The organism is Aquimarina sp. AD1, from assembly GCF_003443695.1.
Classification (GTDB): domain Bacteria; phylum Bacteroidota; class Bacteroidia; order Flavobacteriales; family Flavobacteriaceae; genus Aquimarina; species Aquimarina latercula.
In genome coordinates, this window is record NZ_CP031966.1 from 3,608,943 (window position 1) to 3,627,164 (window position 18,222).

10 protein-coding genes are annotated in these 18,222 nt (G+C 34.3%); 5 read left to right on the forward strand and 5 right to left on the reverse strand.

The features are described from left to right. Positions 1-27 precede the first annotated feature (27 nt). The 3 genes from D1815_RS15560 (at position 28) to D1815_RS15570 (ending at position 10,383) form a co-directional block, all read left to right on the forward strand. Entirely contained in the window at positions 28-2,091 is a 2,064-nt protein-coding gene (locus D1815_RS15560; protein WP_118388075.1) for a hypothetical protein, read from the forward strand. Positions 2,092-2,096: 5 nt separating this feature from the next. Beyond that, the gene (locus D1815_RS15565; RefSeq protein WP_118388077.1) at positions 2,097-9,851 is read left to right on the forward strand and encodes a T9SS type A sorting domain-containing protein; all 7,755 of its coding nucleotides are present in this window, start codon (positions 2,097-2,099) and stop codon (positions 9,849-9,851) included. A gap of 91 nt (positions 9,852-9,942) precedes the next feature. Next, positions 9,943-10,383 carry a hypothetical protein gene (locus D1815_RS15570; protein WP_027394708.1) on the forward strand — a complete coding sequence of 147 codons (441 nt, stop codon included), beginning with the start codon at positions 9,943-9,945 and terminating at the stop codon, positions 10,381-10,383. On the opposite strand, the gene D1815_RS15575 is transcribed toward D1815_RS15570, so the two are convergent. The 3 genes from D1815_RS15575 to D1815_RS15585 form a co-directional block, all read right to left on the reverse strand. Further along, positions 10,380-10,802 carry a secondary thiamine-phosphate synthase enzyme YjbQ gene (locus D1815_RS15575; RefSeq protein ID WP_118388079.1) on the reverse strand — a complete coding sequence of 141 codons (423 nt, stop codon included), beginning with the start codon at positions 10,800-10,802 and terminating at the stop codon, positions 10,380-10,382. The genes D1815_RS15570 and D1815_RS15575 overlap by 4 nt on opposite strands. Then, entirely contained in the window at positions 10,799-12,130 is a 1,332-nt protein-coding gene (locus D1815_RS15580) for a hypothetical protein (protein ID WP_118388081.1), read from the reverse strand. Before D1815_RS15580 ends, D1815_RS15575 begins: the two co-directional genes overlap by 4 nt. A gap of 89 nt (positions 12,131-12,219) precedes the next feature. Continuing rightward, entirely contained in the window at positions 12,220-12,441 is a 222-nt protein-coding gene (locus D1815_RS15585) for a hypothetical protein (protein ID WP_118388083.1), read from the reverse strand. 271 nt (positions 12,442-12,712) lie between these two features. Between D1815_RS15585 and D1815_RS15590 the strand changes: the two genes are divergently transcribed. Next, the gene (locus D1815_RS15590) at positions 12,713-13,534 is read left to right on the forward strand and encodes an HAD family hydrolase (RefSeq protein ID WP_118388085.1); all 822 of its coding nucleotides are present in this window, start codon (positions 12,713-12,715) and stop codon (positions 13,532-13,534) included. Between the two features lie 316 nt (positions 13,535-13,850). Here D1815_RS15590 and lepA read toward each other — a convergent pair whose 3' ends face one another. Next, positions 13,851-15,647: a translation elongation factor 4 gene (lepA, locus tag D1815_RS15595; protein WP_027394705.1), complete on the reverse strand. Its 1,797-nt coding sequence runs from the start codon at positions 15,645-15,647 to the stop codon at positions 13,851-13,853. A 297-nt stretch (positions 15,648-15,944) separates the two neighbouring features. Here lepA and dusB point away from each other — a divergent pair, with 297 nt between their 5' ends. Next, complete coding sequence (dusB, locus tag D1815_RS15600; protein ID WP_027394704.1) at positions 15,945-16,937, forward strand: tRNA dihydrouridine synthase DusB; 993 nt, start codon at positions 15,945-15,947, stop codon at positions 16,935-16,937. 14 nt (positions 16,938-16,951) lie between these two features. Here the strand turns inward: dusB and D1815_RS15605 are convergent, their stop codons facing one another. Further along, entirely contained in the window at positions 16,952-18,157 is a 1,206-nt protein-coding gene (locus D1815_RS15605; protein ID WP_118388087.1) for an ABC transporter permease, read from the reverse strand. Positions 18,158-18,222: the final 65 nt, after the last annotated feature.

An 18,222-nucleotide genomic window follows, 5' to 3' on the forward strand; every position in this document is an offset into this window, starting at 1 on the left:
CAAGACAAAAAGTTGAAAAACATAAAAATGAATCAAAAATTAATCATAACAATACTTTTACTTCTGATTACACCAAAACTATCTTTTGCACAATCAACAGAGGTGATTCCAGAAGTAAGAGTTATTGCAAGAGCACAAGAAGATCGAATCCTATTGCGATGGACCTTAAACACTCCTGTTTCATGGCGAAAAGCAAACAGATATGGATATACCTTAGAACGCTATACCATTTCTAGAGATAGAAAAACCTTAGCCGATCCCGAAAAGTTGATCATTGGTCAGAACTTCATTCCTGCACCAATGATGGAATGGGAAACTATTGCCGAAACTAGTGACAACGGTGCTATTATGGCACAAGCCTTATATGGAGAGAGTTTTGTGGTAGAAGGTGGTGGAGGTTTTGCTTCTATTATTAATAAAGCCGAAGAGCAGCAACAACGTTTTGCCTTTGGATTATATGCAGCAGATCAGGATTTTGAGATTGCGAAAAAAGCAGGATTAGGATATGTAGATACCGCTATAAAACCCAATGAAAAATATTTGTATAAAGTAATTGCTAATATTCCCGAAACAGAACTAGCCACCAAAGAAGGTGGTGTGTATACTGGAATCATTGACTATGAGCCACTCCCAGAACCGGTGGATTTTGTAGGGATTTTTCAGGATGGTGCCACCTTATTAAGTTGGGACTCTAAATTGCTAAAAAACACCTATAACAGTTACATCATCGAAAGATCTGAAGATGGTAGTACCTTCAAAAAACTAGGAGATTTACCTTATGCTGCTATCAACAGAGACGAAAAAGAAACTGCCCGTACAGTGTACATAGACTCCATAGCTAATAACACCAATTATCAATATAGAATTAAAGGAGTTTCTTCCTTTGGAGAAATAGGTCCTGCCTCTATCATAGTAGAAGGTGAAGGAAAGGAAGTATTAAAATATGTACCGCATTTAAAAACAAAACATATCAAATCTGAAGATGAAGTGGAACTCACCTGGAAATTCCCAGAAGAAGGGAATGATGCCATAACCGGATTTACCTTAAAAAGATCAGATACAGATCGCGGAGCTTATAAACCAGTTGTTACGAATATTCCACCTACTGCTCGAAAAATAAGTTATGATAAACTAAGAGCTTCTAATTATTTTAAAATTACAGCAATTGGGAAAAATAATGATCAACGAGATTCTTTTTCGATGTTGGTACAACCCATTGATTCTATTCCTCCGGAAAAACCCATTGGTCTTAAAGGAGTTGTAGACAGTACTGGTATCGTTTCTTTAGAATGGACTGCTAACAAGGAAGAAGATTTATTAGGATACAGAATCTATCGTGGAAATCTTAAAAATGAAGAATACTCACAGGTAACTAAATCTCCACATAGTTCTAATACGTATATAGATACGGTAAAAGTGGAAAGCTTGAACAGCAAAGTGTATTATCAAATTATGGCTGTGGACAAGCGGTATAATATGTCTGAATTTTCTGAAGTACTAGAATTGGTAAAACCTGATGTAATTCCACCGACATCCCCAGTATTTACCTCCTATAAAATTGTTGATGGCAAAGTAAACTTAGAATGGGCTAATAGCTCTAGTGACGATGTAGAAGCACACTATATCTACAGAAAAGCTAAGGACGAAAGCAATTGGCAGTTTATACATAGTACTGATAAAAACAAAACAACTACTTTTGCGGACAAACAAGTAGAAGAAGGGAACTATTACAGTTACACCATTTTGGCGAGAGATATCAGTGGCTTAGAATCTCAACCATCGCCTCCAGTTTCTGTATTAATTCCAAAAACTACATTAAAACCGGCAGTAAAAGGGTTTTATGGAAATGTCAACACCTATGACAAAACCATTTTATTAAGTTGGCGATATAAAAAAGAAGAAGTTTCGAGTTTTGAATTATTCAGAGCTGTGAATGAACAACCATCTTCATTGTATCGAGTGCTTCCTGCCGGAACAAAAAGGTTTAGTGACACAGGCTTAACCATTAACTCTTCATACAAATACATTATCAGGGCTGTTTTTTATGATGGTACATACTCTAAGTATAGTACAATAACCGTAGAATATTAATTGTTATGAGGAAATTAGTACTAAGTATATTTTTGGGATTCTTCTTTTTATCCGCTTATGGTCAAGATCAAACTATAATTTATATGGGTTTTAACGCTCAGGTAGAAATTGATATAAGAACTGGTTTTTCCGGAGATAGAGAATTAGATAGAACAATAGCTAATAGAGCAGCTTATAAGCTACCTAGCGAAACAGATTACACCTCTATTACAGGGTCATTAAGAACAGATATTAATAATTCTTCAAATTTAATTGATTTACGATTTCACGAAGAATTAACACAAAATTATACATCTACAAATGGATTTCCTGGGAGTGATGAATGTTCATTTGCAACTAATAATTGTTTTGACCCATATAATATTGTAAACACAAATGTAAGTCTCTATGGAACTTCGGAATATGGAGACGCTACTGGATCTACAATAAATGCAAACGGAGGAAGAACCTATGGTAAGGTATGGCTATTACCCTTTGTAGAAGTTCCAACTGCTGACAATACCAGATCTTTTGAAAGTTTATTTTTTGAAGTTCCTGGTCAAAATATTCAAGATGGTTATTGGGAATATTCTATTGGTGGTGCTCCTTTTCAAGAGCTAACCAATACTACCTATCGAAGTAGATTCCCGTTGGACATATCAGTAGAAGATTTTGATGCCATCATACCAGAGACTATTTCATTGGGGAATACAGTAATTTTACGATTTAAACTATTTGGATCAGGATCAGGAAAATACATTGATTTACAATTTCCCACTTTTGATCCACCTCCAACAGTCTCTACTAATAGTAGAACTATTATCCTTGATACGTATATTTTTAGTATATCGACAATACAATCTCCTGAAATTCTTGGTATTTCAACTGATGAAACTGATTGCTCAGATGGTCTTGGTGGTGGATCGTTTACCTTGGAATTAGACAGAACAATAGATGCAGGAGAAAAACTTGACTTTAATTTGTTTGGTATCAATCCTTCGAGACCTCAAGTAAATAGAGATGTATTTCCTAGCGATATTCAAGAGGTTAGTGGTCGATTCTTCTATACTTGGAACGATTTAGAAGCTGGTCAATATAGAGTCCAATACCAATTGAACCCCTTAGGAACACTAGAACCACCAGCAGATCAACCTTTAATTTTTAATATAGGAACACCGACTCCTGTTACTTACAGTGTTTCTTCTCGCAATATTTCATGTGTATCGGGTCAAGGAACTAGTAATAATGGAGCTATTCTTATCAGTGGTGTATCAGGCGGAGCAGGATCTTACGAATATAGCATATCTGGAGGTGCTTGGACATCTTTCTCTGGTAATAATGTAACTATTTCCAGAACTAATGGAACCTACACCGTTCGAATAAGGGATGGTAATGAATGTATTGGAACTGCTGGAGGAAATAATCAACCATCGGTTACTATTAATCCAGCCACAGCCATAACTATAGAAAGTACTCCTTCTCCTGTTACAAACGTAACCGTTTTTGGAGGCAATAACGGAAGTATTTCTCCTGATGTTTCTGGAGGAACCACTCCACCGCTTACCTATAGCTGGACGGGACCTAATGGATTTTCATCTAATCAACAAAACATATCAGGTCGACCTGCAGGTATATATACGCTTACCGTTACGGATAACCCAGAAGGTTGTAGTACTTCTAGAAGTTTTACCATAACTCAACCCCCATTATTTCAATTCACAACCGAAAGTTCAAGTAATGTAACCTGTGGTGATAATGACTCTTCTAATGATAATGGAACAATTACCGTAAGAGCAATCGGCGGGCTAACAAACTACCGCTATGAATTGTTCTTAAGAAATGCATCTAATCAATATATCTCTCAAGGAGCTCCTCAAACATTAGGTGATGGAGTTAATTTTCAAAGATCCAATTTATCTGCGGGCATGTACAGAGTAACTGCAACGGATAATAATGGAACTGGCATCACCATCAGTACAGATCTTGAAATTACGGTACCTCCTGTTTTCTCATTTAGTACTAATAAAACAGATGTAGTTTGCCGAGGAGACTCAACAGGAAGTATCGATCTTACCATTTCCGGTGGAAATACAGGGGGCTATTCCCGATTAAGATGGACTTCGGATTCTGGAACGGTATATAACCAAGAAGATCTAAGTAATATTCCTGCTGGACTATATACATTGGAGTTAGTAGACGCTTTAGGATGTACTCCTGTAAATCCAGTTGTAGAATATTCTGTAGAGATCATTGAACCACCAACGGCTGTTACCGTAAGTATTCCAGTAGGAGGAGTACAAAATCCAAGTGCAAACGGTGCTGCAGATGGTAGTATTAATATAGAAGTAAACGGTGGCAGTAATGGGACATATACTTATTTGTGGTCCAAAAACGGTGACCCAGGATTTAGTAGAACCACCCAAGATATTACTGGTTTGTCCGATGGAGTATACAATGTAACGGTTACGGAAAATGTAACAGGTTGTAGTGATCAGATCTTAGCTATTTCAATTGAGGAACCAGAGCCACTAATAGCCTCTATTACAGAAGAAATAGAAATTTTGTGCTCTTCTGGTTCTAATTCTACTGGAGCTTTACGAGCGGGTGCAACAGGTGGAGTTCCAAACCCAATTACTGGGTATAGTTATAACTGGTTTAGAAGAAATGCGTCCAACGTATTTGTTTCAATTGGTCAATTTAATGAAGTGGCTACCAATTTATCAGCAGGTTTTTATCAAGTAGAAGTTACCGATAACAACAGTATTTCGAACCGTTCAGCTACATTTAATTTAGAAGGTAAACCAGAAATTATTATAAATAACATTGGCGTAACTGATGTTAATTGTTTTGGTGGTAATGATGGAATACTAAGCATAAATGCAACAGGTGGAACTGGTGCTTTAGAATACTCTATTGATAATGGTGTTTCATACGAAACGAATAACACCAATACATTTACTTTTACAGGCTTAGCTGCAAATACGTACCAAATCATCGTAAAAGATGCTAATAATTGTGAATCTTCTGTATTTACCGAAACGGTAGCCGGACCTACCAATCCGATCAGCATTCCTGGAACAGAAACTCCTGTGACCATTTTTGGTCAAAATACAGGAGTCATTACCATCAATCCAACAGGTGGAAATAATGGATATACCTATAGCTGGACAGGCCCGAATGGATTTTCGAGTTCCGATAAGGATCTTTCTAATTTATTTGCCGGAACCTACACAGTTACCGTACAAGATAATCGTTTTGGCAGCACTTCTGATAACAGTGGTTGCGAAGCAATCCGAGCATTTACCGTTACAGAACCTGATGAATTACTAGTAACGATTGCTTATGAAACACTAAATACCAATCTAAAATGTAATGGCGATGATAATGCGCGTCTATTCGCGGCGGTATCAGGCGGAGACACTCCATATACCTATAATTGGTTTAAAGAGACTTTTGTAGGATCAGGGATTTTTGATCCATTATCAGATACTTCAGCATTATTAATAGGAGTAGATGAAGGAAATTACCGAGTAGAGATAGGCGATCCTAATGGAGCAATGACTTTTGATGAATTTTATGTAGATGAACCGAATCCCTTAGCAATAAGTGTTGCAGAAACCGAGATAAAGTGTTTTGGTGATGCAACGGGTGCCATCGATATTACCGTTTCTGGTGGTACCACTCCTTATAGATACCTCTGGTCTAATGGAGAAACTACAGAAGATATTTCAGGACTTCTTACAGGCGATTATTCAGTTGTTGTAACTGATGCTAATAATTGCGTACTTTCTTCTTCTACCATTAATTTACCTCAGCCTGCAGCACCCTTAGGAATTACAAATGAAACTGTGTCAGAACTTTCTGGTTTTCAAACAGGTAATGGAAGTATCGACATTACGGTTTCTGGAGGTACCAGTCCTTATAGATATGAATGGCGTGTACAAGGAAATACTACTGTCATAGGAAATACTAGTCGTATCGAGAATCTAGCTTCAGAAACCTATGAAGTTACCATCATGGATGATAATGATTGTATACTAATCAAAGATTATTTTGTAGACGAACCAGATCTTTTAGAAATTACCAATATACAATTGGATAATCCTTTGCAATGTTTTGGAGATACTTCTGTATCACTAATAGCCACAGTAGCTGGAGGTGTGACCCCTTATAATTATAGATGGTACAATACACTAGATCCTACCAATGATCTATCCATTACTAATACGATTGCCAATTTAGGAGAAGGAACCTATATTGTTGAAATCGTAGATGCAAATGGAAATCGAACTTCAGAAACCACTATAATAGTCAACCCTCCATTATTAGAAGCATCCTATACTTCTGAAGATGTTTCTTGTAATGGTGGAAATGATGCTAGTATTGATGTAACGGTTACTGGTGGTACTGGAGCGTATAGCTTTTTCTGGAGTAATGGAGCTAATACCGAAGATATTTCAGGACTTAGCATAGGTACTTATGATCTTACCATTAGAGATGCCAATCTTTGTGAAACTACTCTTAGCGTTACTATCACAGAACCTCCAGTGGGATTAAATATTACTGATTTTACTATTATCGATGCCTCTGGGAATGGACTCAGCAATGGAAGTATTGAAGTTGTAGCAAATGGCGGAACTCCTGCTTATACCTATAACTGGACGGATACCACGAATACCCCTATTGGAACTAATAGTAATCTATTAAACAATGTAGGTGCTGGAAATTATTTTTTAACACTTACAGATACTAATAATTGTGTGCTTGGACCTATAGCATATACAGTAGATGAACCGGCCTCGTTATTAGTGACAACTTCTGAAACCGCCATTGCTTGTTTTGGTGAAAATGGAGAACTCATTGCGAATGTAACTGGTGGTGTACCGCCATATTCGTATCAATGGTTTGATGCTAGTAATACCGAAATAAGTACTACCGATACTACAGAGGCTATTCCTGCAGGAGTATATCGTGTGGTAGTTATCGATGCGAATACAAACCAAACAGAACTAACCAATATCAACCTAACACAACCAGATCTTCTAGAAATTACCAATATTAACATCACAAATGTAGGGTGTTATAATGGTAGTGATGGAAATATAGAAATTACAGTCTCTGGTGGTACAGGAAATTATACCTATCAATGGAATACATTAGGCTCCGCTACCAATACACTCTCTAACATAAATGCTGGAGATTATACGGTAACTGTTATTGATGAAAACAATTGTTCTGCGAGTAGTGGAGTTATTACAGTAACACAACCAGTAGTATATGATATCACAAATGTGGCTATTATACGTCCTTCAGCAACAGGAACCACAGATGGAAGTATTGCCATCTCTATTACTGGAGGTGTAGCTCCATATACCTATCAATGGACAGACAATACAAATGCTGTTATATTATTAGAATCTAATGTAACTAACACTTCAAGTACCTTAGTTAACCAAGCAGAAGGAACTTACAATATTCTAGTTACTGATGCCGATGGGTGTACCATTAATGATACTTATAACTTAGCAAATCCTGGTGAATTATTAGTATACATTAATCAAACGCAGCAAATCAGTTGCTTTGGAGGAAGCGATGGAATCCTGGAAGTAATCACTACCGGAGGTGTGGGTGGAAATAACTATCAATGGTTTGATGCAACTACCAATACACAGATAGGAAACACAAATATACTTAGCGGTATTTCTGTAGGATCTTACTATATCATTGTAAGCAATGCAGAAGGAATCTCTGAACAAAGTGCTGTATTTAACGTAACACAACCAGCAGCTGTAACCGGAAATCTTGTTGGAGATAATCCAGATTGCTTTGGTGGAACTGATGGAAGTATTACCATCACTGCATCTGGAGGAAACAACAGCTATTCTTATAGATATCGATTAATAAATGGTGTGTATAGCGATTGGATTTCTTTTGATAATGGAACAACCACTCAAATTAGAAATCTCGTTGATGGAACTTACCAAGTACAATTACAGGATGGAAACGGTTGTTTTTATGAAAATAATGGTAGCATAGGAACGTTATCAATAGTTATCAATCAACCAGATGAGCTTTTAATAAGCAATGTAGTACCAAATAATCCTACTGGTTTTGGGCTAACTAATGGAAGCATAACGACTACAATTATTGGAGGAACGCCTCCTTACATATTCGAATGGTCAGACACTAATGGTGTGCTTACTGAGACAAGTAGTACAATTACTAATATAGGAACAGGAACATACACCATAACGATCACTGACTCATTAGGATGTCAAACTTCTGAAACTTATATATTAACGCAACCAGATGAGTTATTAGTAACTGTAGAAATTGTAAATATTGTTTTATGTAAAGGAGATAACGGAGCAAGTCTAAGAGCTGTTCCTACTGGAGGAATTGGCCCTTACAGTTATCAATGGTTTGAAAACGGCAATTCTAATATATTAGGTACAGACCAACTATTATCAGATATTCCAGCAGGATCGTATTATGTAATTATTACTGATTCGCAATCCAATATGGTTCAAAGTGGCGACGTACTAGTTTCTGAACCTGACGAGTTAACACTTAGCTTATCTGCTGATTTTATTTTGTGTGGAGATGGATTTGATTGGACGATAGAAAGCACTGTCACTGGAGGAACTGCACCTTACACCTATTTTTGGACAAATGTAAATCAGAATACTCCAAACATAACAGATGTACTACCAGGAACATATATACTTATCGTAAGAGATAGCCAAGGATGTAGCACTCAGGAAAATATTACATTAGTTCCTCCTGAAATGCTAAACACTACATTTACTAGTACCAATCCAACTTGTTTTGAAGGTAATGATGGAACCATTGATATAACTCCTAATGGTGGAACTCCTCCATACTCCTATTTTTGGGATAACGGATCCAACACCGAAGACCTAACAGGACTCTCAGCTGGATTATATTCCGTAGAGATTTTCGATAGTAAAGGATGTTCTATCATTCAAGATTTTGAACTTATTGATCCAGAAGAATTAATTATTGATCTAGGGCCTGACAAAACATTATGTCTAGGACAATCTTATACAATAGATGCTGTTATTTTGGATTCTGGAGCAACATATTCCTGGACAGGAGACAATGGATTTACAGCTAATTCATCAGAAGTAACACTATCTGAAAGTGGAACGTATATGGTTTCTGTTACTACCTCACTCGGATGCGTTAGTACAGATACTATAGAAATTATTGCTTTAGAAGATGAGATATCTGCTGAATTCTTAGTCTCTACAGACTTATTTGTGAATGAAAGCTTTATTATTGTAGATGTTAGTAATCCTATTCCAGATACTTTAGAATGGATACTTCCTGAAACTGCAGAACAAATTGATATCACAGATCAGTATGCAGAAATCATGTTTACCGAAGAAGGCGAATATATCATCACTTTAAAAACAATTATAGGAGATTGCGAAACATTCTTCTCTAAAAGAATTACTGTAAGACAATCAGTATTTGATCAGGAAGAAGAAAATCAAAGTGGATTACAACAATATATGATGTATCCAAACCCTACAAGAGGAAACTTTACAATCGAATTATCTTTTGACAAAGAGATTCCTATAGACGTTAAATTATTTAGCATAGCAAATAACAGTTTGATTTATCAATATAGCGATGAACAACAAACAGAATATACCATTCCCTTTAATCTGGAAGGAACCATTCCAACTGGGTTATATTTTATTCTATTAGAAACTCCAGAAAAAAGTTATGTTCGCAAAATCGTAGTAGAATAATTCCCATTAAGCTATTGTAAAAACCTCGCTCAAATTGAGCGAGGTTTTTTTATACATTATGTTTACCTTTGGATAAACTAAACACATCATTATGTACGAAGCTATACAAATCGTTCACTCTTATTGGGCATACCTAGTTGTTCTTGTTGTTACCCTTGCTACCTTCAACGCTTTAATTGGTTTTTTTACTAAAAGAGAATATGCTCCAAAAGATTTTAGAATATCTCTTTTTGGATTAATAGTTACGCATCTTCAGTTATTAATAGGAATTATAATCTTTTTTGTATCTCCAAGTATCATGTGGTTTACAGAGGGAGTTTCTGTAAGCGATATCATGGGAGATCCTTTACTAAGATTGTACAATGTAGAACACCCTATGATGATGATAGCTATGGTTGTTTTTATTACTATTGGATATTCTAAGCATAAAAAGAAATTGACCTCTACTCCAAAACTTAAAATGTTGGCAATTTTTTATACAATTGCATGGTTATTAATGCTATCTAGAATTCCTTGGGCAAACTGGTTCTAAGAACCAAATAAGGTTAGCACTAATTTTCTAGAACCTCCATAGTTTCTATGTTCACATAAATAGATCCCTTGCCAGGTTCCTAAATTAAGTTTACCTCCAGTAATTGGCACTTGTACAGAAACGCCCATTAATGAAGCCTTAATATGGGCAGGCATATCATCAGGACCTTCATAGGTATGAATATAGTATGATTGGTTTTCTGGCACCATTTGATTCATATGACTTTCAAAATCCTGACGAACTGTTGGATCGGCATTTTCATTTATTGTTAAGCTTGCAGAAGTATGCTTGATAAATACCTGCAATTGTCCGATTTTAATTTTGCTAATCTCTGGAATTTCGGAAAGAATTACATCTGTAATCAAATGAAAACCTCTAGAGTAGGGCTGTAGTTTTATTTCTTTTTGGAAAAATTTCATAGATCAAGATCTGCAATTTGTATTCTCAAAGCACTCATGATACCGAAAAACATGTAACCTACTTTAATTTCCTTTTCTTTTGTAAAATCGCTACAATTTATATATTCAAAAAGTATCGAAAGTGTATATTCTATATTTTCAGGCACATCATTATTCTGCTTTACAGAAGGAAGAACAATGTCTAATTCCAGCATCCATTCTTTAAAACCTTCTAAACCTATAAAAATATTTTCTTTCGAGATTTCTTGAGAGGTCTTTATAATCAATATTGCTTTTAAAGATTCTAGAATTACCCTTCCAAAACCTTCTTCTTCAAATCTATTAATAATTAAACTCAGTACAAATTTTCTTTCGTTTACATCCAAAGAAAGGTACTCCTTAGATATGGTTACCAAAAATGAATTATATACGTCTAATTGATCTTGTGAAAGAAAAGGTATAATACTATATAATTCAAGCAATTTATACGATACCCTATTTTTGTTTTTCAGAAGCTCTTCCTTTGGCAGAAATATCACTGTGGATTCTGAAATTGGATTGTCAATCCCAAAATAAAAAGAGACTATATTACTTGATAAAATTTCTTTTTCTAAAGCCGAGGAATATACAACTGCTTCGTAATCACTTTGAAAAATCGGAGAAAATTTATTACGGTAATAAACAACCATGGTATTGACATTATCGTATGTGTTTTCAAATATTCTTTCCTGAAAATCAGTAAGATATTTTTCAAAAACTTTCCCTCGATAAGATCCACTTGTATAAAAAGGATAGATTAGTTTAGAAATATAATCAAATAAATGGTTGGATAATCTATGGTAAGCAAAAAACGATTCTGAAGGATTTTGTTTTCGAGTATCCGAAAGATTCGCTGCTATATTGTGCAAAAACATATGATTCGCCTTATAATTTGGCAAACAAGCTTGGTTAAAAATACTATAAATTTTTTCTACAATATTAATAAAAAATACGCCTACACCTTTTTTATCTCTAATAATAGTTTTTTTACTACTCGAAGAAAATATCTTACCTGCCATAGGAGAACCATTAACAGCTGTGAGAATGAGATTAATAATCTCATTCTGATTAACAATAGATATATCAAATTTTACTCCATTATGTACTGTATGAATTTGAAAAGCATCCACTTCTGATAAAACAATAATATCTATATCAGAATCTCTATTACGAGCTTCATCAACAGTTTTTATATGATGATTACTTCCAACAAGTAATACTGTATTTAATTCAGTTTCTTTTATTGAATTCTTAACAACGATTTCCTTTATAATATCAATAAGCTCAGAATACATTATTTCTGTCTCCATATCATTTTTTATAATCAAGACATATTAAAAACAAATACGATCTATAAAAATAGATCGTATTTTGTTAATCAATAGTTTATTATTAACTTCTAGCTGTCATAACAAGTCCAATATCCGTCACTACCTCTAACACAATAGTCTTTATGTGACCAAAAACCCCAACCACCTCCTGATCCATTACAATCTTCTTTACATTCTTCTTCAGAAGTATAGTAACCGCCTCTTATGACTTTCCTTTCTTCAGTTGTCAATTCTCTACTTCCTTGATTTTTAGATAATAATGATTTTTTTAAGGATTTTAAGTTTTTCATATTTACTTGATTTTAAGAGTTAATGAAAATTGTAAAAAGTATTTTCTCCCCTAAAATTACTGTAAAATCATTTATTTTTAAGATTAACAACTGTTATATTTTTTGTAAAAAGCGTTATACTTTGTTAAGTATATCTTTAAGGAAGTTTTAATAAGAAAAATTTAGTTTCTTAAAGACCAAGATAATTTTTCTTATTTAATACAAATATTACAATAACATTGTAGTCTCTTATTTTAAACTACTATACCTTTGCTATCTTAACTTTTATAAAATGGATTTATCTCAAATAAAATTAGTAGCTACTGATATGGACGGCACTCTCCTTAACTCAAGAGGGGAAGTAAGTCAATCCTTTTTTTACTTATTTGATGAATTAAAAGAGTTGGGGGTTACATTCGTTGCCGCAAGCGGTAGACAATACTACAGTATTCTTCATAAACTAAAAGCCATTAAAGATGATATGATTGTTATTGCAGAAAACGGTGCTTTAACAATGCATAGAGATGAAGAATTACAAACCACAGAGATTGATCGCAAAACTTATTTAGAACTCTTAGATGCTACAAAAGATCTTAAAGGCTCTCAAGTAATACTATGTGGACGAAAAAAAGCATATATAGAAGACTATGGTAAAGATTTTGAAAATATGCTAGACGAATTTTATGGTAGATACGAAATAGTAAAAAACTTATCGGAGGTAATAGATGATCAATATCTAAAAATTGCTATATGCAATGAAAAAGGAGCAGAAAAATATCTATATCCAGCACTTAAGCATCTAGAAAATCGACTAAAAGTAAAAGTCTCGGGAAAAGTCTGGCTAGACTTATCTCATAATAACGCCAATAAAGGATATGCCTTAAAAAATGTTCAGAAAAGTCTAAATATTTCTACCAATGAGACCATGGTATTTGGTGATTATAATAATGATCTAGAAATGATGTCTCAGGCAACATATAGCTTTGCAATGCAAAACGCACATCCTAATGTAAAAGCTGCTGCTAATTATACTACCAAAAGTAATGATGAAAACGGTGTTGAATATATGCTATCGAAGATGATCGAAGCTAAAAAGAAAAACGCTGTTAAATAAAGTATACATCATCTACAGGAAAACTTAATGTTTCTCTATATTATCGATAATTCTTTATGAAATACAAGCTAATACGATAGAAATAATGAAAAAATAAACGTAGATAGGTTGCTTAGTAAAAAAATTCTGCATAGCTATTTATATTATCGTTATTTAATTAATTCCAGATACAAAAGTGAATTTTCGAACTATGTATCTGAGTACAAATATATAAAAAAAAGGTTAAAAGTAGTTTTTTATCTTAAAAAAATGCATTTCACCCTTTTTATTTCAGATTAACATAGGTTTTTTCTTACCGAATATAAATTGTAAGCAATTAATCATTTAGCTTTAATACAGCCATAAATGCTTCCTGAGGAATTTCTACATTACCTACCTGACGCATACGCTTTTTACCTTTTTTCTGTTTTTCCAATAATTTACGTTTACGAGAGATATCACCTCCATAACACTTAGCAGTAACATCTTTACGCAATGCTTTTACTGTTTCACGAGCAATAAACTTTGCACCAATGGCAGCTTGAATTGGAATATCAAATTGTTGACGAGGAATTAATTCCTTTAGTTTTTCACAGATTTTTTTACCAATACCATAAGCATTATCCTTATGCAATAATGCAGATAAAGCATCTACAATATTTCCATTAAGTAGCATATCTACTTTTACCAGTTTTGATGGACGCATTCCTATAGGCGTATAATCAAAAGAAGCATATCCTTTAGAAACTGTTTTAAGTCTATCATAAAAATCGAATACGATTTCTGCTAGTGGCATATCAAATGTCAACTCTACTCGTTCTGTAGTTAAATATGTCTGATTTGTTATCTCACCACGCTTTTCAATACATAGAGACATCACCGAACCTACAAAATCTGACTTGGTAATAATAGTTGCCTTTATATAAGGTTCTTCTACACGATTCATAGAGGAAGGATCCGGTAAATCAGTAGGGTTATTTACGATAATAATATCATCCGGATTTTTATTAGTAAATGCATGATAAGATACGTTAGGCACTGTAGTAATCACAGTCATATTAAACTCACGCTCTAATCGCTCTTGAATGATTTCCATATGTAGCATTCCTAAGAATCCACAGCGAAAACCAAATCCTAATGCTGCTGAACTCTCAGGTACAAACACCAATGAAGCATCATTAAGCTGTAATTTCTCCATGGAAGAACGTAACTCTTCATAATCCTCCGTATCTACCGGATAAATACCAGCAAATACCATTGGTTTTACATCTTCAAAACCTTCAATAGCATTCTGAGTAGGATTTTTAGCATCTGTAATAGTATCTCCAACTTTTACCTCTCTGGCATCTTTAATACCTGTGATCAGATATCCTACATCACCCGTTTTAATACTTTTCTTTACTACTTGATTTAGCTTTAGTGTTCCTACTTCATCCGCAGAATAATCTTTTCCAGTTGCAACAAACTTGATTTGCTGACCTTTTTTGATCTCACCATTTACTACTTTAAAATAAGTTTCTACACCTCTAAAAGAATTGTAGACAGAATCAAAAATTAATGCCTGCAATGGTTCATCAGGATTTCCTTCTGGTGCTGGAACTCTTTCTACAATAGCTGCAAGAATTTCTTCAATCCCAATACCCGTTTTTGCACTAGCAGGAATTACTTCTTCGGGATCACATCCCAATAGATCTACAATATCATCAGTTACTTCTTCGGGATTAGCACTAGGTAAATCTACTTTATTTAAAACTGGAATAATTTCCAGATCATTTTCTAATGCTAAATATAAATTAGAAATCGTCTGAGCCTGTATACTTTGTGCTGCATCTACAATAAGCAAAGCGCCTTCGCAAGCGGCAATAGAACGAGAAACTTCATAAGAAAAATCCACGTGACCTGGAGTATCAATAAGATTCAAAATATATTCTTCCCCTTTATATGTATACTCCATCTGGATCGCGTGACTCTTGATCGTAATTCCACGCTCACGTTCTAGATCCATACTATCCAATAACTGCGCTTGAGCTTCACGAGCTGTAACAGACCCTGTAAAATCTAACAATCGATCTGCTAATGTACTTTTACCGTGATCAATATGCGCAATAATGCAAAAATTTCTTATGTTTTTCATTTTTCTTTTTTTTGGCGGACTGAACCGGGCTATCCATTATATCTTTTTTGCTTACCACCGCTCTTTCCATCAGCAACAAAAAAGGATGACACTTCTATCCCTGTCCGAAAAAATTCGATCCAATTGAACCAAAATCATTTAGTCTGCAAATATAATCGATTTTAAAAGGTTTATATCATCTACTACATCATTTTTAAACCTACACGATAATTGAAATCTCATTCATCTTTGAAGATTACTTATAATTCGTACTTTTGCTACCTATTACAACAATAAAATTCATTAAAACATAGGGTTTTGGCAAAGATAGGAGACATAGATGTAGGAGAATTTCCGTTGCTGTTAGCACCAATGGAAGATGTAAGTGACCCACCATTCAGAGCTTTGTGCAAAGAACAAGGGGCGGATGTGGTATACACTGAATTCATTTCTAGCGAAGGGCTGATTCGTGATGCTGCAAAAAGCGTAATGAAGTTAGATATTTACGAAAAAGAACGTCCTGTAGGAATTCAAATTTTTGGTGCTAATCTTGATTCCATGCTTAAATCTGTAGAGATTGTAGAGGCATCCGGTCCAGATATTATTGATATAAATTTTGGATGCCCAGTTAAAAAGGTTGTTAGTAAAGGTGCAGGAGCAGGTATTCTAAAAGATATCGATCTAATGGTATCCTTAACCAAAGCAATGGTAGAACATACCAAATTACCAGTTACCGTTAAAACTAGATTAGGCTGGGATCATGACTCTATCAAAATTGTGGAAGTGGCAGAACGAATACAAGATGTTGGTGCAAAAGCGATTGCAATCCACGGCAGAACACGTGCGCAGATGTATAAAGGTAATGCAGATTGGAAACCAATTGCAGCAGTAAAAAACAATCCAAGAATGCATATTCCTGTTTTTGGAAATGGAGATGTTGACAGCCCTGAACGTGCTATGGAAATGAGAGATCAATATGGATTAGATGGCGCAATGATTGGACGAGCTAGTATTGGATATCCGTGGTTTTTTAAAGAAGTAAAACACTATTTTAAAACAGGAGAGCATCTACCTCCTCCAACGATAGAAGAAAGAGTAATTGCCGCTCGTAGACATCTGCAAATGGCAATTGATTGGAAAGGAGAAAAGCTAGGTGTTTTCGAAACTAGAAGACATTACACTAATTATTTTAAAGGAATTCCTCACTTTAAAGAGTATCGCATGAAAATGGTAACTAGTGATGATTCTATCGATGTATTTAATGCATTTGATGAAATACAAGAAAAATTCAGTGGATTTGAATTTGTATAAAAAAAGCTTCTTATCTAAAAATTAACTAGCTTTTGATTAATTCTACCCGATGCTAATAAAGATGCAATAACTCCAATGATTGTTATTGTAAAAAATACCAGCAGAAAACTAACTAATGTAATTTTAGTTGGATATGGCAATGTAGGTGTAATCATTAACAAACCAAACTGTTGCTGACACGTAATCACTATAAATCCTAAAAGTAATCCTAATAAGGTTCCTAGAATTGTCATTAAAGATCCTTGAAACAAAAATATTTTTCTAATATTTTGTAATGATGCTCCAACACTATGCAATGTTTTAATATTTTTTCTTTTATCAATAATCATCATAATAATAGCTCCAGCAACATTAAACAAAGCTATAATTGCTATCAAGGTAATCACTAAATATGCTGCAAGGTTCTCAGTATTTAACATTTTGTACAAAGTATCATTAAGCTGTACTCTATCCTTTACAATAACTTGATTATCAAAAATCTTTAAAATATCATTTTTTACAGATTCTGGATCTGATTCAGGTGTTAATTTAAGCTCTACATTAGTAACTCTGTCATTTGGCAAAGCCAATAACTCTCTTGCTAAACCAATAGTGCTAAAAACATACTTTTTATCTAAATCTTCATTTACCGAATAAACTCCAATATTTACAGCGCTCTTTTTTCGAAAGGCTTTGGATGGATCCTTGGGGATTCCTTTACCAGGTTTTGGTACATATATGTTTAAAAAATTAGTATAAACCTGCTCAACAACCATTCCTAACTCTCTACTAACTCCAAAACCAGCAACCACCTGTGCATCATTACCAGTTAACCACTCCCCATGAATAATAATACTATCGGTCTGAATTACATTCTTATAATTAATATCAACACCTTTGATAATGCCCGTTTTTTGTTTGTCCTTAAACTTAAGAAACACACGTTCTTCTACAATTTCAGAAAAATTTACTACACTTTTTAAATCGGTTAGTTTTTCCTTTTGAGCATCTGCAAAAACAAATGTTTTCCCATTTGTTGGAAAAATCTTAAGATCCGGATCAAAATAAGATGAAAATTGAAGGCTAAAATCTTTCAAACCCGCAAACCCACATAACACTAAAAATAACGACATAGCTCCTATTACAACTCCAGCTGCTGCAATACCAGTAATAATATTGATGGCATTACTACTACCCGGAGAAAATAAATAACGCTTAGCGATGTAATAAGAAAATTTCAAATTGTTAAATCCTAAGTTTTAGGTGAATTTAATTTTAATTAAAGATAATAGAATAATGAACTACT

Bases quoted from the DNA above. Each gene is read 5' to 3' on its own strand.
- D1815_RS15585 (WP_118388083.1), bottom strand. From the start codon at position 12,441: ATGAAAAACTTAAAATCCTTAAAAAAATCATTATTATCTAAAAATCAA.
- D1815_RS15590 (WP_118388085.1), top strand. From the start codon at position 12,713: ATGGATTTATCTCAAATAAAATTAGTAGCTACTGATATGGACGGCACT.
- D1815_RS15570 (WP_027394708.1), top strand. From the start codon at position 9,943: ATGTACGAAGCTATACAAATCGTTCACTCTTATTGGGCATACCTAGTT.
- D1815_RS15575 (WP_118388079.1), bottom strand. From the start codon at position 10,802: ATGAAATTTTTCCAAAAAGAAATAAAACTACAGCCCTACTCTAGAGGT.
- D1815_RS15580 (WP_118388081.1), bottom strand. From the start codon at position 12,130: ATGGAGACAGAAATAATGTATTCTGAGCTTATTGATATTATAAAGGAA.
- D1815_RS15565 (WP_118388077.1), top strand. From the start codon at position 2,097: ATGAGGAAATTAGTACTAAGTATATTTTTGGGATTCTTCTTTTTATCC.
- lepA (WP_027394705.1), bottom strand. From the start codon at position 15,647: ATGAAAAACATAAGAAATTTTTGCATTATTGCGCATATTGATCACGGT.
- D1815_RS15560 (WP_118388075.1), top strand. From the start codon at position 28: ATGAATCAAAAATTAATCATAACAATACTTTTACTTCTGATTACACCA.